This window comes from Bradyrhizobium sp. LMTR 3, from assembly GCF_001693485.1.
Lineage (GTDB): Bacteria > Pseudomonadota > Alphaproteobacteria > Rhizobiales > Xanthobacteraceae > Bradyrhizobium.
Window position 1 is genome coordinate 84,169 of sequence record NZ_MAXC01000013.1, and the last position, 23,252, is coordinate 107,420.

21 protein-coding genes are annotated in these 23,252 nt (G+C 61.3%); 14 read left to right on the forward strand and 7 right to left on the reverse strand.

Annotated features, from left to right (window positions below; genetic code table 11):
• Positions 1 to 106: 106 nt before the first annotated feature.
• Positions 107 to 1,021: a CbbX protein gene (gene cbbX, locus LMTR3_RS14410; protein WP_245319885.1), complete on the forward strand. Its 915-nt coding sequence runs from the start codon at positions 107 to 109 to the stop codon at positions 1,019 to 1,021.
• A 40-nt stretch (positions 1,022 to 1,061) separates the two neighbouring features.
• Here the strand turns inward: cbbX and LMTR3_RS14415 are convergent, their stop codons facing one another.
• From LMTR3_RS14415 to LMTR3_RS14425, 3 genes are read right to left on the reverse strand one after another with little or no spacing between them, the layout of a single operon-like run.
• On the reverse strand, positions 1,062 to 2,060 hold the full coding sequence (locus LMTR3_RS14415; RefSeq protein ID WP_065745743.1) for an SIS domain-containing protein: 999 nt from the start codon (positions 2,058 to 2,060) through the stop codon (positions 1,062 to 1,064).
• 11 nt (positions 2,061 to 2,071) lie between these two features.
• Positions 2,072 to 3,028: an N-acetylmuramic acid 6-phosphate etherase gene (locus LMTR3_RS14420; protein WP_065745744.1), complete on the reverse strand. Its 957-nt coding sequence runs from the start codon at positions 3,026 to 3,028 to the stop codon at positions 2,072 to 2,074.
• A 19-nt stretch (positions 3,029 to 3,047) separates the two neighbouring features.
• Positions 3,048 to 4,001: a glucosamine kinase nucleotide-binding domain-containing protein gene (locus LMTR3_RS14425; RefSeq protein WP_065745745.1), complete on the reverse strand. Its 954-nt coding sequence runs from the start codon at positions 3,999 to 4,001 to the stop codon at positions 3,048 to 3,050.
• 115 nt (positions 4,002 to 4,116) lie between these two features.
• Between LMTR3_RS14425 and nagA the strand changes: the two genes are divergently transcribed.
• Positions 4,117 to 5,289 carry an N-acetylglucosamine-6-phosphate deacetylase gene (nagA, locus tag LMTR3_RS14430; RefSeq protein WP_065745746.1) on the forward strand — a complete coding sequence of 391 codons (1,173 nt, stop codon included), beginning with the start codon at positions 4,117 to 4,119 and terminating at the stop codon, positions 5,287 to 5,289.
• Positions 5,290 to 6,492: an aspartate kinase gene (locus LMTR3_RS14435; RefSeq protein ID WP_065745747.1), complete on the forward strand. Its 1,203-nt coding sequence runs from the start codon at positions 5,290 to 5,292 to the stop codon at positions 6,490 to 6,492.
• A 105-nt stretch (positions 6,493 to 6,597) separates the two neighbouring features.
• On the opposite strand, the gene LMTR3_RS14440 is transcribed toward LMTR3_RS14435, so the two are convergent.
• Positions 6,598 to 7,494: a crotonase/enoyl-CoA hydratase family protein gene (locus tag LMTR3_RS14440; RefSeq protein WP_065745748.1), complete on the reverse strand. Its 897-nt coding sequence runs from the start codon at positions 7,492 to 7,494 to the stop codon at positions 6,598 to 6,600.
• A gap of 149 nt (positions 7,495 to 7,643) precedes the next feature.
• Between LMTR3_RS14440 and LMTR3_RS14445 the strand changes: the two genes are divergently transcribed.
• The 6 genes from LMTR3_RS14445 to LMTR3_RS14475 all read left to right on the forward strand — a co-directional run bounded on the left by LMTR3_RS14445 (position 7,644) and on the right by LMTR3_RS14475 (position 15,297).
• Positions 7,644 to 8,225: a TetR family transcriptional regulator gene (locus LMTR3_RS14445; RefSeq protein ID WP_245319887.1), complete on the forward strand. Its 582-nt coding sequence runs from the start codon at positions 7,644 to 7,646 to the stop codon at positions 8,223 to 8,225.
• A complete protein-coding gene (locus LMTR3_RS14450) occupies positions 8,225 to 9,850 on the forward strand; it encodes a class I adenylate-forming enzyme family protein (RefSeq protein ID WP_084029625.1) in 1,626 nt (541 codons plus the stop codon). Before LMTR3_RS14445 ends, LMTR3_RS14450 begins: the two co-directional genes overlap by 1 nt.
• Positions 9,851 to 9,882: 32 nt before the next feature.
• Positions 9,883 to 10,941: a hypothetical protein gene (locus tag LMTR3_RS14455; protein ID WP_065745749.1), complete on the forward strand. Its 1,059-nt coding sequence runs from the start codon at positions 9,883 to 9,885 to the stop codon at positions 10,939 to 10,941.
• A 508-nt stretch (positions 10,942 to 11,449) separates the two neighbouring features.
• Positions 11,450 to 12,838 carry a DUF4403 family protein gene (locus tag LMTR3_RS14465; RefSeq protein WP_065745751.1) on the forward strand — a complete coding sequence of 463 codons (1,389 nt, stop codon included), beginning with the start codon at positions 11,450 to 11,452 and terminating at the stop codon, positions 12,836 to 12,838.
• A gap of 64 nt (positions 12,839 to 12,902) precedes the next feature.
• Positions 12,903 to 14,060, forward strand: a complete 1,158-nt coding sequence (locus LMTR3_RS14470) for an alpha/beta fold hydrolase (protein WP_245319888.1) — start codon at positions 12,903 to 12,905, stop codon at positions 14,058 to 14,060.
• 202 nt (positions 14,061 to 14,262) lie between these two features.
• Complete coding sequence (locus LMTR3_RS14475; protein WP_065745752.1) at positions 14,263 to 15,297, forward strand: Rv1681 family radical SAM protein; 1,035 nt, start codon at positions 14,263 to 14,265, stop codon at positions 15,295 to 15,297.
• 20 nt (positions 15,298 to 15,317) lie between these two features.
• Here LMTR3_RS14475 and LMTR3_RS14480 read toward each other — a convergent pair whose 3' ends face one another.
• Positions 15,318 to 16,157, reverse strand: a complete 840-nt coding sequence (locus LMTR3_RS14480) for a phosphate/phosphite/phosphonate ABC transporter substrate-binding protein (RefSeq protein ID WP_084029626.1) — start codon at positions 16,155 to 16,157, stop codon at positions 15,318 to 15,320.
• A 97-nt stretch (positions 16,158 to 16,254) separates the two neighbouring features.
• Positions 16,255 to 17,400: an acyl-CoA dehydrogenase family protein gene (locus LMTR3_RS14485; protein ID WP_065745754.1), complete on the reverse strand. Its 1,146-nt coding sequence runs from the start codon at positions 17,398 to 17,400 to the stop codon at positions 16,255 to 16,257.
• Between the two features lie 260 nt (positions 17,401 to 17,660).
• Here LMTR3_RS14485 and LMTR3_RS38545 point away from each other — a divergent pair, with 260 nt between their 5' ends.
• Genes LMTR3_RS38545 through LMTR3_RS14505 form a run of 5 tightly spaced genes read left to right on the forward strand, consistent with a single transcriptional unit; the run spans position 17,661 to position 21,708 of the window.
• Complete coding sequence (locus LMTR3_RS38545) at positions 17,661 to 17,798, forward strand: hypothetical protein (protein WP_176721905.1); 138 nt, start codon at positions 17,661 to 17,663, stop codon at positions 17,796 to 17,798.
• Complete coding sequence (locus tag LMTR3_RS14490; protein ID WP_176721906.1) at positions 17,795 to 18,499, forward strand: TIGR04282 family arsenosugar biosynthesis glycosyltransferase; 705 nt, start codon at positions 17,795 to 17,797, stop codon at positions 18,497 to 18,499. Before LMTR3_RS38545 ends, LMTR3_RS14490 begins: the two co-directional genes overlap by 4 nt.
• A 4-nt stretch (positions 18,500 to 18,503) precedes the next feature.
• Positions 18,504 to 19,868: an MptA/MptB family glycosyltransferase gene (locus LMTR3_RS14495; protein ID WP_065745756.1), complete on the forward strand. Its 1,365-nt coding sequence runs from the start codon at positions 18,504 to 18,506 to the stop codon at positions 19,866 to 19,868.
• Positions 19,865 to 20,944 (forward strand): radical SAM/SPASM domain-containing protein, encoded by a 1,080-nt coding sequence (locus tag LMTR3_RS14500; protein WP_065745757.1) that lies wholly within the window; start codon positions 19,865 to 19,867, stop codon positions 20,942 to 20,944. The genes LMTR3_RS14495 and LMTR3_RS14500 overlap by 4 nt, the downstream gene beginning before the upstream one ends.
• The gene (locus LMTR3_RS14505) at positions 20,908 to 21,708 is read left to right on the forward strand and encodes a glycosyltransferase family 2 protein (RefSeq protein WP_084029629.1); all 801 of its coding nucleotides are present in this window, start codon (positions 20,908 to 20,910) and stop codon (positions 21,706 to 21,708) included. The genes LMTR3_RS14500 and LMTR3_RS14505 overlap by 37 nt, the downstream gene beginning before the upstream one ends.
• A 180-nt stretch (positions 21,709 to 21,888) precedes the next feature.
• Here LMTR3_RS14505 and LMTR3_RS36405 read toward each other — a convergent pair whose 3' ends face one another.
• Positions 21,889 to 22,050 (reverse strand): DUF2934 domain-containing protein, encoded by a 162-nt coding sequence (locus LMTR3_RS36405; protein ID WP_084029633.1) that lies wholly within the window; start codon positions 22,048 to 22,050, stop codon positions 21,889 to 21,891.
• Positions 22,051 to 23,252 lie beyond the last annotated feature (1,202 nt).

Sequence of the window (23,252 nt, forward strand, 5' to 3'; positions counted from 1 at the left end):
TCTCCCTGATCGTGCCTTTCGTCTGCCGGATGCACTGCTCCGTCGCTGTGGAAGCGGCGGCGGAGTTTTTTTCAGACCGCGCATGCATTGCGTCGAGGTTTGCCAGATGGACATGGATACCGCCGACATGACGGACACGGTCAACCTCCGCGAGGAGCTCGAAGCCGTCGGCATTGAGGAGATCCTCACGCAGCTCGACCGCGAGCTGATCGGGCTAGTGCCCGTGAAAACCCGTATCCGCGAAATCGCATCGCTCTTGCTGATCGAACGTATCCGCAAGCGGCTTAATCTGACGTCGGAGGTGCCGACATTGCATATGTCGTTCACCGGTAATCCCGGCACCGGCAAGACCACGGTGGCGCTGCGGATCGCCAGCATTCTCCACAGGCTCGGCTTCGTGCGTCGTGGCCAGGTGGTGTCGGTTACCCGCGATGAGCTGGTTGGGCAATATATCGGCCACACCGCGCCCAAGACCAAGGAGGTGCTGAAGAAGGCGATGGGCGGCGTGCTTTTCATCGACGAAGCCTATTATCTCCACCGGCCCGACAACGAACGCGATTACGGTCAGGAAGCGATCGAGATCCTGCTGCAGGTGATGGAATCCCAGCGCGAGGATCTGGTGGTGATTCTCGCCGGTTACGGCGATCGAATGGATAAGTTCTTCGCCAGCAATCCCGGCTTCCGCTCCCGCATCGCCCATCACATCGATTTTCCGGACTATTCGGAGCCCGAATTGCTTGCGATCGCCGAGCTGATGCTGCGCGACATGAACTACAAATTCAGCGCCGACGCGCGTGAAGCGTTCATCCGCTACATCGCGCTGCGCAAGACCCAGCCGCTGTTCTCCAACGCGCGCTCGATCCGAAACGCGCTCGACCGCATGCGCCTGCGCCAGGCCAATCGTCTCGTCGCCGATCTCGATCGCGTGCTGACCGCTGACGACATCATGTCGCTGGAGGCGTCGGACGTGCTCGCCAGCCGGGTCTTTCTGAGGGAGAGGTCGACGGCTGGTTCCGCGTGAAGCGAGCGCTTTGTGTCGCCAGCCAGCGATCAGTCGGCTGTCAAAACGTCTCGGTAATCTTGCTCAGGCGAGGGGGACGATCCGGGTCAAATCCGCAGGCGCGCGCTGTCTGCTCGATCATCCGATAGGCCGGCACGAGCATGGTGATCGGGTCGGTGGCGGGATCATCCTCGGAAAGCCAGGGCAGCGAGCCGTGCGGTCCGCCGCATAGATGGAGCGCGATCTTTTGCTCGCGCAATTCCTCTGCCAGCGCGTCCACCGTAACAGCCGTTTCATCCATGAGGCGCATCATGATAACCGGCGTGCGCGAGGACAACGCGGCGCGCGGCCCATGCTGCAGCTCGGCGGCGCTCAGGCCAATGGAAGGCAGGCGCAGGATTTCCGAAAGTTTGAGCGCGATCTCCCGCGCCGAGCCCAGGCCCAGGCCCCGCGCCGCCACAAACACGGCTGACGCCTTGGCGAGATCATCGGCAATCTCGGACCAGTCGAGCGCCATCGCGCGGTGCAGGCGCTCGGGCAGCCTGTCGAGGGCTGACCGCAGCGCATGATCTTCCGCCAGTTCGGCAACAAGTTCGGCGCCAGCAGCCATCGAACCAATCACGGTCTTGGTTGCCGCTACGGAATGCTCTTGGCCGGCTTCGATCGGAACGACGAATTCCGCTTCGTCAGCCACCGGCGAGGGCGTCGCATTGACGATGGCGATGGTGCGGGCGCCTGCGGCGCGCGCCGACCTTGTCGCCGCGACAAGATCCGGGCTGCGTCCGGATTGCGAGATCACGATGAACAGCGCATGGCGCAGCATCAAGGGCGTGCGAAATGCCGTGATCACCGAAGGAGCGCTGGCTGAAACGGCAAGGCGAAGCCGCGTCTCGATGAGGTATCTCAAGAAAACCCCGGCATGCCCGGAGCTTCCCCGGCCGCACACGACGCACAGGGGGGCGGAGCCAATTCCGATCCGCCGTGCGATGTCGCGCGTGGCGGGGCGGTTACGAACAATTTTGGCGACAACGTCCGCGCTTTCCCCGATTTCGCTCGCCATCGCGGATGTCGTCACGGCTCAACCGCTCCGCCTTGCTTGCGCGGCGCCGCTTCCTTGGGATGCCGGTTGCGATCCTTGGCGAGATCCTTGGCGAGCTCGGCAAACACGCGCCGAAGGTTGCCGTCACAGCTTTTCAGAATGGTCTCGGCATCAACCCTGTCGAGACCCAACGCCAGTAGGCCCGCCTTCTTGATGTCTCCCTCGGCCTGCTCAAGCGAGCGTGCCGCGTGCGACGGATCACAGTGCGCGATTTGCGCCACCATGGTCTCGGCGCGCCGCTTCAGCTTGGCATTGGTCGGCTGCATGTTCACCATCATGCCGCGATACACCCGGCCAAGGCGCAGCATGATCCCTGAGGAGATCAGGTTGAGCACGATCTTCTGCGCAGTGCCCGCCTTCATCCGCGTGGAGCCGGCGATCAGTTCGCGGCCGGTCTCGATCAAGATCGGAAACTTCGCCGATTCCAGCAAGGCGGTGTCGGGGTTGTTGGCGACACCGATCGTCACTGCACCGAAAGAGCCTGCCTGCTGCAGCGCCGCGACCGTGAATGGCGTTGTCCCGCTGGCGGCAACGGCGATCACCACGTCGTGCGCTGTGAGCCGCGCGGCATTGATCTGCCTGACCGCATCATCGACATCATCCTCCGCGCCCTCGATGCTGGTGACGAACGCGCTGTCTCCGCCGGCGACGATGAAGCGGACGCGCTCGTTGGGCCAGGCGAAGGTCGGCATCAGCTCGGCGCCGTCCTGGACGGCCACGCGGCCCGAGGTGCCGGCGCCGACATACACAATGCGTCCGCGATCGCCCAGCGCCGCCTTGGCCGCTTCGGTCGCCGCAGTGATCGCGGGAAGGGCATGGCCGATCGCCGCGACTGCCGCAAGCTGGCCCTCCCACATCGCTTCCATCGCCGACGTCAGCGGCCATGCATCAAGATCGGCAAAGCGGGGATCGACTTCTTCGGTGGCCATATCGTTGATCCATGTGCCGTCAAACGCGGAACTTCGAAGCCTGTTCCTGGTCAGCTTCTCTTTCCGGCAGTTCTCTCTCGGGCAGTTCTCTCTTGGGCAGGTCAAGCCGCCCTCGCGCAACCAGCAACGCGCCGGCCGCCGCGTCGGCGTCGGGACACCTCAGGCGGGCGCGCAGGTCAGGCGTCAGCCAGGGCGTAATGGCATCCGCAAGCCCGCCCACCAGCGAGAGCCGGTCAATTCCTCTCGCCAGGAACAGATCGAGCAGATCGCCAATCGCATCGGCCGCGCGTTCCACAATGCGACGGCCGACCGGATCGCCCTGATTGGCGTGCCGCATCACGATCGGCGCGAACGCAGCGTAGTCTGTGGCCCTGGCTTCTTCAGACCAAGCCACCGCCTGATAAGGATCATGATCGAATGCGCCCAGCACCTCTGAAAGCAATGGGGTCAGCTCGCCGCGGCGATCCGCGGCCCGCAACGCCAGGCGAACAACCTGCAGGCCGATGTCGGCACCGCTGCCTTCGTCCGACACGGGAAAGCCGTAACCGGCGAGACGGATTTCGCGGCCGTCGATCAGGCCTACACCCACCGAGCCCGTGCCGGCTACCACGATAGCGCCGTCCGCGCCGCTATGGGCGCCGAGACAGGCCGCCAGGCCGTCGCTGATGAAGATGACGGACGCAAAGGGATGCGCGATCTTGTTGAGTGCAGCTTCCGCGCCCCGGCGACCAAGACCGGCAAGGCCAATTCCGGCGTGCATCCGCGCGAAATCCTCGCGCGTCAGTCCGGCCTGTGCGGCTGCCGCTTCGGTGGCCTCCATGATGGACCGCCAGGCCTTCTCGAAGCCAATCCGCGTCGTGGCAGGCCCCGAGCTTGCTGCACCGAGTGCCCTGCCGTTTTCGTCCTCGATCCGGGCGCGGCAGCGGGTTCCGCCGCCATCAATGCCGAGATACGTGGTACCTTTTGTTCCCATGGAAAGTTAACGCGAAGGTTTCGCTCCGGGTCCTCCCAAAGCGCCTTGGTGTACATATGAAGTCTTGTACGGGACTCGCGTCACGAGTCCGTGACTACCATTCGGATCAATACTGATGGGCCCCGCTGGTTCTTCCTCTCTCACCATTGCCGCGCAGCACATCTTTGATGGTGCCGAGATGCGCGGGCCGGGATCGGTCAGGATCTCGCAGGGGCGGATTGAAGGCGTCACCTTCGGCGAGGCGGAGGGGCGCGCCTCAATCCGTCTTCCCGCAGACGCGATCCTTGCACCCGGATTCATCGACATCCAGGTAAACGGAGGCGGGGGCGTTCTTCTCAACGACCAGCCGACGGAGGCTGGCGTTCGATGCATCGTCGAGGCGCACCGTAAGGCGGGGACCACGGGCTGCCTGCCGACCCTCATCACCGATCGCAGCGAGGTCATCGAGCGATTGGCTGCAGTCGCCCAGGCTTGTCTGAAGATTCCCGGCGTTCTCGGCTTTCATCTGGAAGGACCGGCCCTCAACAGGTCTCGCAAGGGCATTCATCCGGAAGCCGAGATACGCGTGCCCGATGGCCGCGATCTCGCTGCGATCAAGAGTTTTGGGGACCGCGGCCGGTCCATTGTGACCTTGGCCCCGGAATGCGTGCCCGCGTCCATGATCGATGAATTGATCGGCGCCGGATTGCGTATCGCGGCCGGCCACAGCGACGCCAATGCAGCCGAAATCGGGCAGGCGGTCGATCGCGGTATCTCGGGGGTCACCCATCTGTTCAATGCCATGTCGCAGTTGAACGCCCGGGAGCCGGGCTTGGTGGGCGCCGCGCTGGGGGATGACCGGCTGTTTGCAGGGATCATCTGCGACGGCATCCACGTTGACCGCGCCGGTTTGCGTGTTGCCTTCCGCTGCAAGGGGCGCGATCGATTGATGCTGGTTACCGATGCCATGCCACTGGCGGGCACGAACCGCCGGCAATTCATGCTGCAAGGAAGGCAGATCACGCTGCACGAAAATCGCCTGACCGGCCCCGACGGCACACTCGCGGGCGCTCACCTCACCATGATCGAGGCGGTGCGCAACGCTGTTGCGCTCGTCGGAACCTCCCTTGTCGATGCCCTAATCATGGCCTCTCGGACATCAGCGGCATTTCTGGGTCTTGAGTCCGAGCTTGGACGGATCGCGCCCGGATACCGCGCGGACCTTGTCGCCTTCAATCCGAACTTTGAGGTCGTCGGCACATGGATAGGCGGTGTCGGTTCGATGAGCGAGGCTTCTCACCGAGGTTAGATGCGCAACCATCCCATCATCGTGCAAAAATATGGCGGTGTCTGCCTGGAAACACCGGAGAAAATTCGCGCGGTTGCGCGCAGTCTCGCCGACCTGCACGGCCGTGGTCATCGTGTCGTGGCGATCGTCTCCGCCATGGGCAAGACCACCGACCAATTGATCCAGATGGCTTATCAGGTAAGCCCAACTCCCAATCGCCGTGAACTCGACATGCTGCTAACGACCGGCGAGCGCATCAGCATGTCCCTGATGAGCATGGCGCTTTCCGATCTCGGCGTGCCCGCGATCAGCTTCACCGGCAGCCAGGCCGGCGTGATGACCGACGGCTCCCATTCCTCCGCACGCATTCTGGATGTACGGCCCATTCGCGTGCGTGAGGAACTTGATCGCGGACGCGTCGTGGTGCTGGCAGGATTTCAGGGCGTGAACCCGGCGACCCGGGAAATCACCACGCTCGGCCGGGGCGGCAGCGACACCACGGCCGTTGCGATGGCCGCGGCGCTGAAGGCCGAGCGTTGCGAAATCATCAAGGAGGTCGACGGAATTTGTTCGGCCGATCCGCGCATCGTGCCGGATGCAAGGCCGCTGCGGCGGGTCGACTTCGCATCCCTGTCCGAGATGTGCTTCTGGGGTGCGAAGATCCTGCATTTTCGCAGCGTAGAGCTGGCGCAAAGTCAGGATGTGCCTCTCCTTCTCAAGCAGTGGGGTGGCGTTGAACACAGCACGCAGGTGACGAAAGAGGTTGCAGACATGGAAAACGGAAAGGTTCTGGCCGTCAACTCGATGGCTCGCATTGAGCATGTGGAAATCGATTCCAAAGACCTCAATCAGGGTTTCGAGAAATTCGCGGAGCATCTCAAGCAAAACAGCCTGTCCTGGCCGCAGCTCCTCGCATCACACTTCATCGCGGGAAAAACCAGCATGACCGTAGCCTGTGATTCAGAGTGGCTCGACGCCCTGTTGCGCACGCTGGAGGCAAGCAACGATCTGCGCAAGCAGCGCGAGGCTTCAAGCTCGGTTAGTCTCACCTGCTTCGGTGGCGTTTCGTCGGAATTGCCGTTCAAGGCGTTGCAGGTTCTCGGGCATCACGGGATCGTCCCCGACACGTACGTGTTGTCGCCGCATTCGGTCAGCCTGTTTGTCCCCGTGGAGAACCGGGAGGCCGCGGTCAAGGCGTTGCATTCCCTTGTCCAGCAAACATAGGGCCGAGAAGCGGCAGGGCGGCAGCGGGGCTGCCATCGTGAAATTTCGTCGTCTCGAGGTGAAGGCGATACGTTCTTGGTGACTGAGTAATATCAACTAGCGCTATCAAGCCCCTTTTTGGAGACGTTCGATTTCGGCCCGCGCTTCGGCTCCCTCCGGTATGGGCCGGCCGCTATCTCGCCATTCAATGGCGGCCTTGAAGCCGTTCTGCTGGGCGAAGCGTCTGAACCAGAGTCCCTCGGGGTTGTGCCGCGATATTCCGTCAAACAGCGTGGCAAGCATCTGAGTCTGTTCGAGCCCCATGTTCAGCATCACCTGATTCACGACGGTTTTATGCATCGCAAGGTGGCTTTTGGGAACGCCGGCAATCCGCTCGGCGAGCTTTCTCGTTGCACTCTCCAGTTCGCCGATCGGAACCGCGTCGTTAACCAGGCCCCAGACGGCGGCTTTTCGGCCGTCGATGACGTTTCCGGTAAACATAAGCTCTTTCGCGCGCGTTGCTCCGAGCTTGAACGTCCACATGGCGGTCGTCGGACATCCCCAAACGCGAGTCGGCATATATCCAATGCGAGCATCCTCCGCCATTATGATGAGATCGCAGCACAGAGCGATATCGCTGCCTCCCGCAACCGCAGCTCCGTGAATCTTCGCGATGGTTGGTTTTGAGCATCGCCAAAGACTCATGAAGTCCTCGGTGTTGCGCTTCATCGCGGCGTAATCGACCATGGGGTCCCAGGGAATGCTTTCCTGCTGGCAGGGATGCTCGATAGTGCTCTCGGCATACGCCACGAGGTCGTAACCACCGCAAAACCCTTTTCCCGCTCCCTCCACAATGATGACGTGAATATCATCATTCTCCTGCGCCCATTCCACGGCTTTCCGTATCTCGCCCGGCATCTCGTCGGTTATGGCGTTGAACCGGTCGGGCCGGTTGAGGACGAGACGGGCGATCCTCGGTGAATCGAGGTCCGCTGAAATCTTCAACGTGGAAAAATCCGGCATTGCAGCCTCCCGTTTTGAGCAACAGTCAACGTTGACTGTATCAGCCGGCGTGCTACAGTCAACGCTGACTGTCGGGGGCGATGATGTCCAAAGAGCCACACCCTTCCAAAGACGCGCGAACGTCCAGCCTTTCCACGCGCGAGAGGCTCATGGATGCAGCCGTGGAATGCCTTATCGAGCGAGGCGTGGCTGGCACCACCACGCTCGCGGTTCAGCGCAAGGCGGAAGTCAGCCGGGGCGCCTTGCTCCATCATTTCCCAAGCCACGCCACGCTGTTGGCCGCGAGCGTAGCTGAACTGGTCAAGCGCAACGAACGGGCCGTGCTGCATTCGCGTGCGGAGCTGCGAGCATCGAGTGACAAGTTGGAAACGGCAATTCGCTCACTCGCCTTTGCCGCCCGACAACCTGCCTACCTGGCCGAACTGGAGCTGTGGGCGGTCGCCAGAACCGACAACGTGTTGAAGCAGGCGCTGATTGCGGCGGAACGCGCCGCCAAGCGCGACCTTGAGCGGGTCTATACGTCGCTTTTTGGGGATTGGGCGAACTCAGAGGCTTACGACGACGTTGTTTCGTTAACGCTCCATTTAGTCAGAGGATTGGCAGTCTCGGAGAACATCCGCGTTTCCATCCAGCGACGCGAACGTCTTATTGCGGCCTGGACTTCAGCAGTTCGAATGATGCTCCGGCAGGGGGCACCAAATAAAGACAGCAAACGGGCAGGACAGTATTGATGAACCAGTTGGTACTGCAAAGATCATATTGGCCTGCAGATGGGTCACGAAATGTCCAAGACATCAGCATTGGCGAAGCATTGGCGCAAGCTGCTAACGCCGTACCCGATCGCCTTGCATTGGTGGAAGTCGTTCCATCATCCATGAAGTCGCCTGTAAAGGCTGCACAGACCGGTCGGGAGTGGACGTTCCATCAACTTCACAGCGATGCCCGGTGTTGCGCGAGCTGGCTTTCGGCTCGGTTTTCGAAAGGCGATCGGGTCTGTATTTGGGCGCCAAACGTACCAGAATGGATCGTGCTTCAGTATGGCGCCGCGTTATCAGGACTCGTACTGGTGACAGCAAATCCGGCCCTGAAACCATCCGAACTGAGATATGTAATCGAGCAGTCGCGAAGCCGGGCCATATTTCACCTGGAGCAGTTCCGCGGAGTCGATACCGGGTCCGTCGCCCGCCAGATGGAGGAAGTCGGTATCCAGCGATATTCCTTTGACGGCTGGCTGGAGGAGGTGCGGGGCACAACGGAAGCGGTTTTACCTGATGTTGATCCAGGACTGCCTGCGCAAATTCAATACACGTCTGGCACAACAGGGCAGCCGAAGGGGGCGCTATTGCGCCATCGGGCGCTTGTCACCAATGCGAGCTACGTTGCCGTGAGGGCCGGATTGGACGGCAGTGTGCTGGTCAGCCCGATGCCGTTGTTTCATACTGCCGGCTCAGTCATGAGCGTATTAGGCAGCGTGACCACCCGCTCGACGCTGATACTTCCGCTGCTTTTTGAGCCTTCTCTTGTTTTGGATGCAATCGCGACATGGCGGGCGCAAGTCGTGTTCGGCGTCCCAACGATGCTCCTCGCGATGATCGAGCAATTAAAGTCGGCCCCCCGCGATCTTACCTCCTTGCGAGCGGCGCTTTCAGGTGGTGCGCCGGTTCCACCGGAGCTTCACAAACGGGTCCGTCAGGCGCTTAAGACGCCACTCATGACGGTGTACGGGCAAACGGAGCTTAGCCCTATCGTCTCTCAAACAACGTTTGATGATCCCGAAGACAAGCGCGTCCATACTGTTGGAAGGCCGCTTTGGAACGTCGAAGTCCGCATAGCCGATTCTGCCACGTTTGAAGCGCTTCCGCTCGAGAGCGAAGGCGAAATTCAAGTGCGCGGATACCAGACGATGATCGAGTATTTCGACAAGCCGGAAGAAACGCGCGAGACGATCACGAAGGATGGTTGGTTGCGCACCGGTGATCTGGGAAAGATGGACGCGTGCGGTTATTTGCAAATCACCGGGCGGCTGAAAGATATGATCATCCGCGGTGGCGAGAACATTTACCCGGTAGAGATCGAGGCCTGCCTCATTCGACATCCCGATGTCGCGGACGTTGCCGTGTTTGGAGTTCCAGACGCTACGTGGGGAGAAGTAGTTGCAGCGGCAGTGCGCATCACATCTGACAGCAAAACTACCGCTGAAGAACTCGTCAATCACTGCCGTAAGGCCATGGCGCCCCATAAGGCCCCCACGCTATGGTTTGGCAGTACCGAGTTTCCCCTCACGGCATCTGGCAAAGTTCAGAAATTCAAGCTGCGAGAAGCGCTGGCCAATGGCGCTTTGCACCCGCTGCCTTAGCGGTGGCATCAAAGAACGCTTGGGAGGAAAGAATGAGAGTTGAGAACACCTCGGCTGAAGACGTGCCGGCCTATCGCGCGGTCGAACGCATCTATCATTCCTATCTGACGGGCCTCGTCCTTCATATTTCTTCACGTGCCGGGGCGGCTAACGCCGCTGAGGTCGTCTTCAGAATGTTTCGCCGTCAACAGAAGTCCCATTTCGTCGCAAGCCTCAAGAAGCTTGGTTTGGACGGGCTGCCGCATGCAGTCGCCAGCGCACAGTACAATTACCTCGCCAATCAGGTTGGCGGGGTCAAGGTCGAATACGTTTATGAAAACGACAAAAAGGCATGGATTCGTTATCCGCCTCCGCGCTGGCTTTGGCACGGTACCGCGGTATGTGGAATACCTTCGGAAGTGTCCCGCGCGATGCTCAGGGGATGGCATGGCAACAATGGCGTGGTGCTCGGCAATCCTCGCCTCGGCTTCGTCTGCACGGGACAGACTGTTGATGGGCAGCCTGGCTTGGAGGGGTACTATCGGGAGTACGATCACGAACTTTCTCCGGAAGAGCGGCTGCAGTTTTCGCCTGGAGAGCGGTGCCCGCCATTCAGGCCAGAACTTGCGCCGCGCCTTCCCGAAATGAATTGGCCGGAAAGTCGCCTGCGAAAGGCGCTCCGCAATTATGCGATGGATTATATCACGTCGATACTACCCGAATTGATGTCGGTGCTGGGGCCGGCTGAGGGAAGTCACCTGGGAGGTTTGGCAGCCCGGTTGATCGGCATGCATACGTTCGATGATGCTGCAGCCATGCTCGGCGGAGTGGAGCGAGATGTTGCGGGCTTTGCCACCGCATTTACGAGGCTCTTGCGAGGCCAGGGCGATGATGCGGAAATGCATCTTGAAGGTGACACTGCGATCGTGAAGCAGACGACGTGGCGCCTGATGGCGGGAAAGGAGCAAATGTCTCCTGCAATATTCGATGCGTGGAACCAGCTGTGGGTAGGCGCTGCACGAGCCCACGATCGCTTCATGCGCGTCACAGTTACTTGCCGCCGCGATGCTGGTGACCCGGTTTGGGCATGGGAATTTCGACCGGGCCAGTGAACCTTGCTTGCGGGTCCGGCAGGACTCGAACCTGCAAACCAGACCGTTATGGGCGGGAGGATAGAGGTCAGTTTCGTTTGTTTTCTCGCTTCGGTCGATTTCGGCCGCGTTCATTGCGCTTTGTCGAAGCCGTTTCTGGTGCGAAACTGGTGCGGTAACGCGGAGGGCTGTAAAGCCATCGTTTTGCGTCATTTGTCATTTGACTTGCAAGACGTCGGGTTCATCGTGAAGTTGCTTTGAGGTTTTCGAGCCCGTGGGGATCCGCCCCACTTGTCGAAAACGGATACAGAATGACGGTAGCTCGATTTCGGGAGTTGCCAACTTGCCGAGCCTGGATCGCGAAGCAGCTCCGCCGTTCATGCACGCCTAACGTAAAGTGCCGTTGTCGCTCGCGGGCGCACTGAGTGCCGACTGTGGTTCTGGTTTTTCCTGAAGCTGGAGCACTAGGATGATTCATCCATCACGCACATGTCAGCCGAAATACGATTCGATCGCGAATAGATCACGCATGGGCATAGCCCGCCTGGCCGCGCTCGCGCTTGGGGCGCTCCCGTCGATCGCGTTCGGCGCCGACAAGCCGGCGCTGAGCCCGGACGCAGCAACGCCCCTCGTAACGGCTTCGCGCATCTCTGCGACGGTCGAGTTCGGCCTGCCAGCTCTTGCTGCGGCGATCGAGCGGGATATTCCAAAGCGGCTTGCCACCATCGACGAGCGCGTCAACTGCGTTCATCGTCGTGTTTTCATCTTCCGCATCAACGCCAATTGCGACGTCTGGGGTTTCGTCGACCGGACCAGCCCGGTCTCGCTGTATGGCCGCGGCGATCGCGTCTTCGGAGCGGTCTCCATATATGGCGCCGCCGAAGGCCAGGGAGCCAATCGTTTCACGGCGCGTATTCGCGGCGACACCGAGGCGCGCGCGACGATCGAGGTTGAAGCGCGCCCCGAGCTGCGGAGGGATGGGTCGCTGCAGCTCAACATCAGCGACTCCTTCCACTGGAGCGAACATCCCTACCTTCACGTGCTCGGCCGCGAGTTTGACCTTGCACCCTATGTCGAGCCCAACATCCGGACGCAGCTAGGCCGCATCCGGTCGCGCGCGCTGGCGGCGGCACGCGCACTCGACCTGCACGGCAAGGCGGAGATGGCGTGGCGGCACGCGTTTGAACCCATCAAACTCGTGGAGGATCCACCGGTCTGGCTGCAGCTAATCCCGCAGAGCGCGGCTTTCGCGGGCGTCCGCGCCAACGCCAAGCTATTGTGGGGATCGCTTGAGCTTGCCGGTTCCGCCGAAACCGTGATCGGGCGGCAGCCGCCGGCTGTCACGGTGACGGCCCTGCCGCCGCTCGGCACCGCGGTGGCCGAGCCGGGCACCTTCGATGTCATTCTTCCCGTCCGCATCAACTACGACACGCTCAAGGACAAGATAAGCCAGGCGATTGCAGCCATGCCGGCGCAGGACACGTCCGTGCGCGAGGTTCAGGTTTATCCGTCGTCGGGTAAACTCGTGATCGGCCTGCGCATCGCAAAGAGCTCAGACACCGATTCCAGCACGGGCCAATGGACCTATCTCTCCACCACGCCAAAAATCGATACTAACGCCAGGACCTTCAGCCTCGGCGAAATCGACCTGACAACTTCATCAGACGACAGCCAGATTGGATCTGCCGTGCAACAGCTCGCGGCGCAATTGAAGAATGTCGCTAATCTCGACTACGGCATCTCCTACCAGAACCTGCTCATGGCGGCGAACGAACGCCTGACGCGCCCGCTGAAGGACGGCTTTCGCATGGAAGGCCGCCTCGACTCTGCAAGGCTCGAAAAAGTGCAGTTGCTGCGCGAAGGCATCCTGATTGCCCTTCATGCCAGCGGCGGTCTGAAGATACTTTACGGACTGTGAGCACATGAGCTGGACCATGCGATGCTTCATCACCAATTGCATGCGCCGCTGCCGGAGCGAATGGATGCTGAATGCGCTCGTCGCGGCCCCGGCCGTCGTTGCCTTGGCGCAAATAGCGTCGGCTCAGACGGCATTCTATGATGCGCCGGAATCGTTGCTCGCCGGCGCCCCGGGCAGCTTGGTGCGGCAGGAGCCGATGGATGGCGCTCCGCTCGACGCCTCCACCTATCGCGTGCTCTATCGGTCGACGGGGCTGAATGGTCGGCCGATCTTTGTGTCCGGCGTCGTCATCGTTCCGCAAGGTGCGCCCCCGCCCGGCGGTCGTCCGATCGTTGCTTGGGCACATCCTACATCGGGCATCGTCCCGCGCTGCGCGCCGTCGCTCGCCATTTTTCTGTTTCAGCAGATCCAGGGCCTTCGCTCGATGATCTCCCGTGGCTTCGTCGTGGCGGCGACCGATTATCCGGGGCTCGGCACGCCGGGTCCGCATCCTTATCTGGTGGGTGAGAGCGAAGGTCGCGCCGTGATCGATATCGTGCGCGCGGCACGCTCGCTTCCCCGCGCAGGCGAGGGCAAGGACTTCACGGTGTGGGGACATTCGCAGGGCGGACAAGCCGCGCTCTTTGCCGGGATGATGGCAAACGCCTACGCCCCTGAGCTGAGGCTTCTCGGCGTCGCTGCGGCTGCGCCAGCAACGGATCTTGCGAAGCTGATGAGCGACGATATCAACACGATCGGCGGCAAGAACATCACGGCGATGACGCTATGGTCGTGGCACCGGGTCTACGGAGCCACCATCGACAAGGTCGTCGATCTGCGCGCCATGCCCGCGATCGACCGGCTGGCGCAAGAATGCATCGAAGGGCCTTTCGACCTGATCGTCAGGCAGAGAACAGGGAGGCCGCTCGAGCAATATTTCCTGACGGTGCAAGATCCGACCAAGGCCGAACCCTGGCGCTCGCTTCTCCAACAGAACAGCACCGACGTGCTCTCTCCTGAGATCCCCATCTTTCTAGCGCAGGGGACCAACGACCAGATCATCCAGCCCGCGGTTACCCAGGCCTACATGGACAAGCTGTGCAAGGCTGGCAGCAAGGTCAGGATGGTCATGCTGCCCGGCATCGGCCACGCACGCGCCGCGCAAGCAAGCACGATGGCGGCCGTGAACTGGATGACTGACCGCTTTGCCGGGAAAACATCTCCGGACGATTGCGTCAGATAGGCCACCTTCGCCTCGCGAGCGAAGGCTGGTGGGTCCGGCAGGACTCGAACCTGCAATCGGACCGTTATGAACGGGAGGAACAAACATGCGATTGTTGATTTTGCTGCATTTTCGTTGGAAGCTGATCGTGTCCGTTGCGTTCTGATGAGATTTTTTCTGGAGCGAAGCCGGTGCGATAGACCAGAGGACTGAGGACTCATGCATGAGGGCGAGCGCGAACGTTGAACTCGATGCCGGCAGCAAGACATTTGCCTCGGGTCTCCTGCCGGATTTGATAGCCGCATTACGCCGTAGCCGTAAGGGCGATCTGGTGGCGGTGATCAGCGGCGATCCAAGTATCGGCCCCGAGCTCGAGGCATGGTGTCGCTTCACCCGCAACAGTTTGGTCGATACAGCAGTCGAAGACGGTCGCACGCGATGGGTGCTTCGGTACGGAGAGGCTCCCGAGAATGTGGGAGAGGATCGGCCTGTCGGTTCTCGATTATGGCTCTACACCAACTTCGATTGTAACCTGAGCTGCGACTATTGCTGCGTGCGCTCGTCACCCAAAGCTCCGCGGCGAGCGCTCGGCATCGAGCGGGTCCGACGGATCGCAATCGAGGCCGCGGAGCTCGGCGTCGGGGAGATTTTTGTTACCGGTGGTGAGCCATTCATGCTGCCGGATATCGGCGAAATCATTGCAGCATGTGCTACGGCGGCACCGACCACGGTCCTCACCAACGGTATGCTGTTTGCCGGACGTCGGCTCGAAACGCTGCGCTCACTACCGCGCGAGCGCATAACCCTGCAAATCAGTCTCGACAGTCCCACGCCGGAGCGCCACGAAAGCCATCGGGGGAAGGGGACATGGGCGCGGACCTGGAAGGGGATCGAGCGGGCCCGCGCCGAAGGATTCCGCGTGCGATTGGCAGCGACGGTGTCAACTGACGCGGAGGCCGAAGAGTTCCGCAGCTTCCTTGACGCCCATCACGTCAGCGAGGAGAATCGGGTGATCAGGCGGATTGCGCTGCGAGGCGCCGCTACACGGGGCGTCGCTGTGGCAAGGGCGGACTTGGTGCCAGAAGTGACAATTACCGCCGAGGGCGTGTTCTGGCATCCGGTTGGAGCCGAGGATAACGACCTGCTGGTCAGCGGCGAAATCTTTCCGCTCGCCAAATCCTTCGCAGCCGTGCGCCACGCCTTTAATCGCGAATCTGAACATCAGCGCCGGTTGGCAACGATTTTCAATTGCGCCTGATGAGATCGCAGAGGGTACGTTTAGGGCCGCTCTAAAAAGCCCTGCTGCGCCGACGCTTCCCGCAGTGACGCATATGCTTCAAGCTGTGGCGCGACCCATTGGCGCAACCCTTCTGCCTCGAGCACGGAACGATGGGTCGGGTTATCGAAGCTCATGGCGAAGAGGGCCTTGGCAAATTGCTGCTCCAGCGCCGGGTCGAGATCGGACCGAGCTGTGAACATGCAGTGGTTGAAGGGCGGCGAACTCCATATCTCCGTTAGCGCACCTTCCGGCACCAGGCGCTGGGCGCGTACGGCATCCCAGAAGGGGCTGCCGATGGCGCCGGCATCAGCGCGGCCATCGAGCACCGCACGAACGACCTCGGACTCGCTCGTCCCGGTGTCACCGTGCTTGCCGACGTCACTGTTGAAGCGCAGCGTTCGGTAGTCTTCCTCCTCAACCACTCCCTCGCGCTGGAGAAAGTAAACCGGGAGGATTGCCGCGTGGCCACTGTCGCGGCTACCGAGAGCCAGCGTGCGGTTCCTGAGGTCGGAAAGCTTGGAGACCGAGCCTCCAGTTACGGCGACGATCTTGGTCATCCATCCCACATCGGTGTCGCGCATCGCGATGGGTCGGCATCGCCGATCGCTCCACGCCTCGGACTGGATAAAAGCGAGGTTCGTATTCCATCCGATGTCGATGCGCGGCAGCGCATCGCCAGGCAGGGCAAGGAGGGCCGCGACTTGGGCTTCGTAGCTCTGAAATAGCACCACCTCGACGGGGAGATGCGCTTCCTCGTGAAAGTACCGCCGCATCCCCTCCCAGATACTGACCACCTTTGGATCATATGCGACCGCACCTAACCAGATCGTCCGGGTCATGATGGCCTCATTTGTCGGCTTGAAGTTCAGATACGATCAGTTCACTTGCAATTCGCTTGCAATTCGCTTGCCGAAGTTTCCGAACGCGTCACCGCGTTCAGAACAACGGGATTCCCAAAATGGCCTTGCCGATGAAGTCGCGCAGAACATCGCTCGTCGGCGCCATGACCGCGCCGGCATGGGCATCGCGGAACAATCGCTCGATGGCCAGATGTTTGGAGAACGCCGCGCCTCCGCACACCCGCATCGCGGTCGAGGTGACTGCGATCGCGACCTCGCCTGCCGCCGCCTTGCTCTCGAGCACGCGCAGCATGGTGGTATCCCGGGGACGCTCAAGGTGATCGACGAGATCGTCGATGCGCGACGCAAGCCCGTCCGTGTCGATCTGCATCGTCGCTAGTTGGGCGCGAAGCGTCTGCAGGCTCTCTCCGAGGGTCTGGCCCAAATGATCGAAGCGCGCGCTGTTGAGATGAGACGCTGTGCCCGCGACTGCGGCCCGGCAAAGGCCCAGCGCGACCGCCGAGGTTCCGAGGTTGAACAGCGGAAGCACGACCTCCAGCATCGCCTTGAAGCCGGCGCCGTCATCCGTCAACTGGAGACCCGGTGCAATCTCGCAATCCTCGAGGATCATCGGCGCGGAAGCATTGGCGCGCATCCCGAGACCATCCCACGGGCCGGCGACCGACAGCCCGGGCGTGTCGCTGGCGACGAGATAGAGCGTCGAATCAGTTGCAGCCTTGCCTTCGGGAGACAGTGCCGAGACGACATAGCTTTGTGCGTGACCCGCACTCGTCACAAATGATTTTTTCGCCGTGAGATGCACGTTGGCGGCGTTGCGCCTTGCTCGCGAGACGGGCGCCCAGAAGTGACTGCGCGATCCGGCTTCGCTGAATGCCAGGGTGGTCAGGTGTCTTCCCGCCGAAATGTCCTTTAGCGTCTGCGCGACGGTGACCCCCTGACGGGCCGTCGCAATCGTCGCGGTAGCGCACACGTGCATCAAATAGACCATCGCCGCTGACGCGTCCGCCTCCGCAAACGTCGCGACAATCGCGGCGAGGGTCCGCGGTCCCAGGGCCGCCCCGCCTACCTCGGCGGGCAGCATGATCCCCAGCAATCCCGCCGGCCCGAGCGCTGCGACGGCCTCGGACGAAAATCGCCCTTCCTTGTCGTTTTGCCTGGCCGCCGGCGCGAGGATGTGATTGGCGATCTCCTTGGCATTCGAAAGTGCAGTCTCGTGATTCATGACTACCCTCGACATCCAGATGCTGACCACTGGGTTCTAGGACGAACCCGCTCTCTCTTCCCCCGCTCTCTCTTCCCGATGCTATGCGAGCTGTACCATAGGATCAACACGACCAGCTCCGGACATGGCGATCTCTTGCCGTGCCAGCAGCAAGTGCGGGGGAAGGTAATTACGTCCGTCAAAGCCATTTCGTTACGTCGCTCGGAAATTTTTTTACGCCGGTGAAACGCCTCTTCGGACCGTCGCCAGCGGGGCGGCGCTTGCCCGCCGCCGAGTGGAACGCTACCAATGACCGGCAAGGGCGTAACGAGGTCTGCCTGGTAATGGCAATCAATGATGACGACCCGCTGCAATTGATCGCGATCGCCGATCCCCTGCGATTCCGGTTGCTGCCGTGAGCTGCGCTGCAATCGGAATCATTGGCAAGGCGCCGCAACCCGGCCGCTCGAAGACGCGGCTTGCGACGGCCATTGGTGCCACCGCCGCTTCCGAGCTGTCTGCCTGCTTTCTGCGCGACGTCGCCGCAGCCATCGAGGCAGTGCCCGAGGCGCTCGGCAGGCGCGGCTATGGTGTCTATGCCCCGGCAGGAGCCGAAGACATCATGCGGCAGTTGCTTCCGGCAGAATTCGGACTGCTGCTACAGGTCGGCGATGATCTCGGACACGTGCTGATCGGTGCGGCGCGTGCGCTCCTGGACGCCGAACATGACTGCGTGCTGCTCGTCAATGGCGACAGCCCGACCTTGCCGCCTCGTTTCCTCGTGCGGGCGATCGAAGCCCTGCGCGAGCCCGGTGATCGGATGGTGCTTGGGCCGGCGAGCGACGGCGGCTACTATCTCATCGGGCTGAAGCAGGCTCATCAGCAGCTATTCACGCGCATCGCGTGGGGAACCGAAACCGTTGCCCGCAGCACATGTGACCGAGCCGCCGAGATTGGCCTTGCCACGACGCTGCTTCCGGAATGGTACGACGTCGACGATATCGAGACCTTGGGTTGGCTGCAGGAGGAACTCGCCGGCGCCTCGGCTCGCTTTCGTGCAGGCGGATTTGCCCCCGCGAGCCGGGCCTTTCTCAAGGCCGGGCCCCAGATAAGCCCGTGAGCTGATGGCCGGGAACATTTCCAATCAACCCGGTCGACTGGCGCGCGCCGCCAAGCATGTCGCTCCGCTTCATCTTTTGGCTGGCATCGGTGTTGTCATCGTCGGCATGACGCTCGTAACCCCCTTTGCCTTCGAGACTCTCGGTGACAATGCCTTCATCGCGCTGACCATCCCCGCGGGTCTCTTGACGCTTGCCGCGACGGGCCTCGCCGAGCGCGCTCCGCAGAAACACGCGCTCTGGCTTGTGTTTGGATGTGCGATCATTCTGAGAGGCTATGTGCTGCTGTTCGATCCGCTGCTGTCCAGTGACATCTATCGCTATGTCTGGGACGGCAGGGTTCAGGCCGCGGGCATCAACCCCTACCGCTACTTCCCGGCCGACGAGACGCTGGCATTTCTGCGCGACGGGACGATCTTCCCCCATATCAACCGGGCCGATACGGCCGTCACCATCTACCCCCCGGTGGCGCAATTTTTCTTCCTCCTTGTCACGCGGCTGGGCGAAAACGTGACCGTGATGCGTCTCGCGCTGCTGGGGTGCGAGGCCGTGACCGTGACACTGATCATGCTCTTGCTGCAGCGAACGAACCGCCCGGTGACGCGCGTGGTCGCCTATCTCTGGCATCCGCTTCCGCTGTGGGAGATTGCCAACAACGGCCACGTGGACGCGCTGATGGTTGCGTTGATGATGCTTGGCCTATGGATCGCCTTGACCGGCCGTGCTCTCCGCGGAGCGGTGGTGATCACTTTCTCAGTGCTGGTCAAGCCCTATGCGGCGCCGGTGCTGGCCGGGATTTGGCGTCCCTGGGACGTCAAGATGCCGCTCGTCGTGATCGCTACCGTTGCGCTTTGTTATCTTCCCTATCTGTCGGTCGGCTCGGGAGTTCTCGGATTCCTGACCAAAGGCTATTTGACAGAACAGGGGATCAGTGGCGGCAACGATCTCTGGCTGTTGTCACTTTGGCGCCTTGTGTTTGGCTATCATGAAGGTGATGTTGCCGCCTACGTCGCACTGGCCGCGCTGGCTCTTTGGTTCACGGGGCTCTCCGTGGCCCGCAGCTCTCATCACAGCATCGCAACCCGTCTTGCCGACATCAACATGCTGTTACTTCTGGCGCTCCTGTTGTTGTCGCCCAACTATCCCTGGCATTTTCTAATTATAATGCCGTTTGTCGCCCTGTGTGGATCCGCGCCTACCTGGGCGGTTTCGATCGGAGCGCTGTTGCTGTCCGAACAGCTTGATTGGGATTTCTACATTCCGCGAATTGTGAGCAAATCAATTCTGTTCGGAGGTCTTTTGCTAGCTTGCGCCTTTACGGCGTGGAGGGCCCGCATGCAGCGGACTGCAGATTCCGGGGCATCGCAATGAACGTTTCCGGCGAAGTGCAGGGCACTGGCGCGCCCTTCGATCCGCGCCGCTATCACGAGTCGGTCACGGCCGAGCGTACCGAGATCGCACAGCGTCCGCCGGTCTGCCTTTATCTGGAGGTGACCAACCGCTGCAATCTGCTGTGCACCACCTGTCCTCGGACCTATGAGGAGCTTGAACCGCCGGCCGATATGAGCTGGGACCTGTTCACGTCGATTGTCGATCAGGTACCCGCTCTTGCGCGCGCAGTTCTGCACGGTGTCGGCGAGCCGATGCTGGTCGCGAACCTGCCCCGAATGGTGAGGCACCTGAAGGACCGCGGCGTCTACGTATTGTTCAATACCAATGGAACGGCCCTCAGTGAGCGCAATGGCCGTGCGCTGATCGATGCCGGGCTGGATGAACTGCGTGTGTCGCTCGACGCGTCGAACCGCGAGAGCTTCAAGGCGATCCGCGGCAGGGATTATTTCGGCCGCATCATCCGCAATGTGCGCGCGTTTCGCGAACTGCAGGAAAGAGAAGGGCATGCCAGCCCGCTGGTTTCCATGTGGCTCACCGGCCTGAAGGAGACCGTCGCGGAACTCCCGGCATTTGTCAAAGTTGCAGCCGAGCTCGGTGTCAGGGAGGTCTATCTGCAACGGCTCGTGTTCTTCACTGAATCGGCCATCGGCAAGGCACGTCCGGATCAGGCCTTGTTCGAACGCCTGACACAGGAGGAAGCGGTCTATCTGAAGCAGGCTGAGGAACTGGCGCGTTCCCTTGGCGTAACCTTCAGTGCGTCGGGCGCAGCGAGCGAGCCGGAGTTAAGCTTGAAGGGCAGCGTCGACGGTTCGCCGTGGTCGTTGTGCCGGCGGCCATGGTCGCTGATGTATTTCACGGCCAATGGCCGGGCCCTGCCGTGCTGTATCGCGCCGTTTTCGCAGCATGGCTATGACAATTATACGCTCGGCCATGCCGGGCAGCAGTCCTTGCGGGACATCTGGAACGGGCCCGCGTATCGGGACTTTCGCGAGGCGCTCCTTTCGGACAAACCACCTGAATGCTGCGCCAATTGCGGCCTGCGCTGGAGCCTGTGAACGAGGTGACCCACGAGATCGGCGAGAAGCAGCCTGAGTCGGGCCGCCCGCCCATCGTTTCGGCGATCATTCCGTGCCTAGACGAGGAAGCGGCGATTGGCCAGGTCGTAACCGAGGTGCTGGCGCAGAATGTGAGCGAAGTCGTCATTGTCGATGGGGGCTCGCGGGATCGTACCGCCGAGCGGGCAGAAGCCGCCGGAGCTCGCGTGATTGTCGAGCCGCGCCGCGGCTATGGTCGCGCCATTCAGGCGGGCATCGCCGCTGTGCGCGACGACGCCGACATTCTCGTCTTCCTCGACGGCGACGGCAGCGATCCTGCGGAATTCATCTCCAGGCTGGTGGCGCCGATCGTCGCCGGGCAGGCCGTCTTCGTTCTCGGCTCGCGCGTTCGCGGTTCACGTGAGCCCGGCAGCCTGACACCACAGCAGCTCCTCGCGGCCCACGTCGGCAAGCTGCTCCTGCGCCTCGTCTATGGCGCGAGCTTTACCGACCTGTCGCCATTTCGCGCCATCCGCCGCCATGAACTCAGACGTCTCGGCATGAAGGAAGAGACATATGGCTGGAACCTGGAAATGCTGATGCGGGTCGCGGCCGCCCGCCTTCCGGCACTGGAAATCGCCGTTGGGCAGCGGCGCCGGATCGGTGGCGTATCGAAGGTTTCCGGCAATCTCATCGCCGGCGTCAAGGCGGCCTGGTCGATTTCGACGACGTTCGTTCGTCTCGCACTCGAACTGCGACACCCGCAATCTTCAGGCCATGGTTGATGCCGTTAGCTTGAATCGATCCGCGGTACCAGCTAGGTCACTGCGGAGCCATCTGCACCGGCACCAACCCGGCGGCATCATGCGGCCGTGTACGGCTTCAAGTACCGCTACGCGCTGACCGCTCTCGGGACGTTTCACTCATCGCAATTGGTGGACGGGTAACGCAGCTTCGCAAGCAAGTTAGAGACGACCGTGAGGCGACGACGGCGGGATTGTCGTCGTGATTGCGTTTTCCGAAGCATCGTTCAATTCTCGCTCAGCCTGATGGTAGAATTCTTCGTCTCTATCTTTCGGCTCGCCCGCCTGCTGCCACAGTTCGTAAGCTCGCCGTGTGATCTTCATCTTCTGCGAATCTGACACTTTGATCTCCTTCGAACTGGCTTTTGGGAACGACCAAAACACAAGGGTGCATCCCAAGTACGCGCTCAACCAGAGAGTCTTCCGAGCCGACAATATAGTATTTGCGGCTTACAGCGAGGCGCGGCGCGTCAGGAATTTCCTTACATCAGGAAGCAGCCCCGACTCCGCATCGTGATTGCTTAGGCTTCGAAAGGAGCGCCTAGTTGACTTGTTACAGCTTGCAAGCCAGCGCGGCTTACGGTGCTTAACGGGAGAGACGTCGATGAATCTGTACACGGGGATGGTGATGCTGGCCATGGCGTTTCTCCTGGTTTGGTTCGGACGTCCCAACAAAGCGGGCATGCATCGCAAGTTCTTGAGGTTTAATGCAGCCCTCGTTCTGTATCCGCCACTAATATTGTCGTGCTTCGCATTCGGTGTAGCGGCGATTATTTCTGGCTGGCCAGGGACATAAGTTTGGAGGTTTTCCGAGAGAAAATCCGAGCCGCGGCGAACGAAAGCTCGCGATCGACGGCCTTCGCTGTGTGCGAGAGCTGAAGGTTAAAGCCAAGGACGATCACTGCGCATGGAGAACCGATCGGCGAAGTGTAGGCGACACGAGCAGAGCTTTTGCAAGGGATCAGGATGCGAACAGCCTGGAGGACCTTCCAGACCGTATGCTCTCTCACTGTTGGTCAAGTAAGACTCTCCAACTTTGAGCTCTTGAACGCCCGGCCTCATCCGCCGATCAATGGAGGAAATGTCCGATGATAGCTATTGCAGGTCCCATCCTAATTATCGGGGCGGCCGTGTTGCTCTGGTACATGCTGCCGAAGCAGGGTCGCCCCCATCGATGGGCGACTGCCCCGGTACTCCAATCGCTTATCCCCACCGTAATCGTAGGCATGTTCGCGACAGGTTTAGTCCTGACGATTTTCAGCATGTAGATGCGGGTACGCAGCGATTGGGCCGACGTTGGTCATGCTCAACGACGAAGATAAGGCGATCCTTCCGGACGGATGTCCGCGATTGGGTCCCAAAGCGGACATGCGGAGCGCCCTGAAGCGATGTCCGTCGCTGTGAAGGGTTTCGGATGCCGGCCGCTTGAGGGACGTCGCGGCGTATTCGGCGGCCGGCGTCCGAAAGCCTCCAAGGGAGGAAACCGCGGGAGGGAGCACGTGGGTAGCGCGGCGTGGCTATGGGGA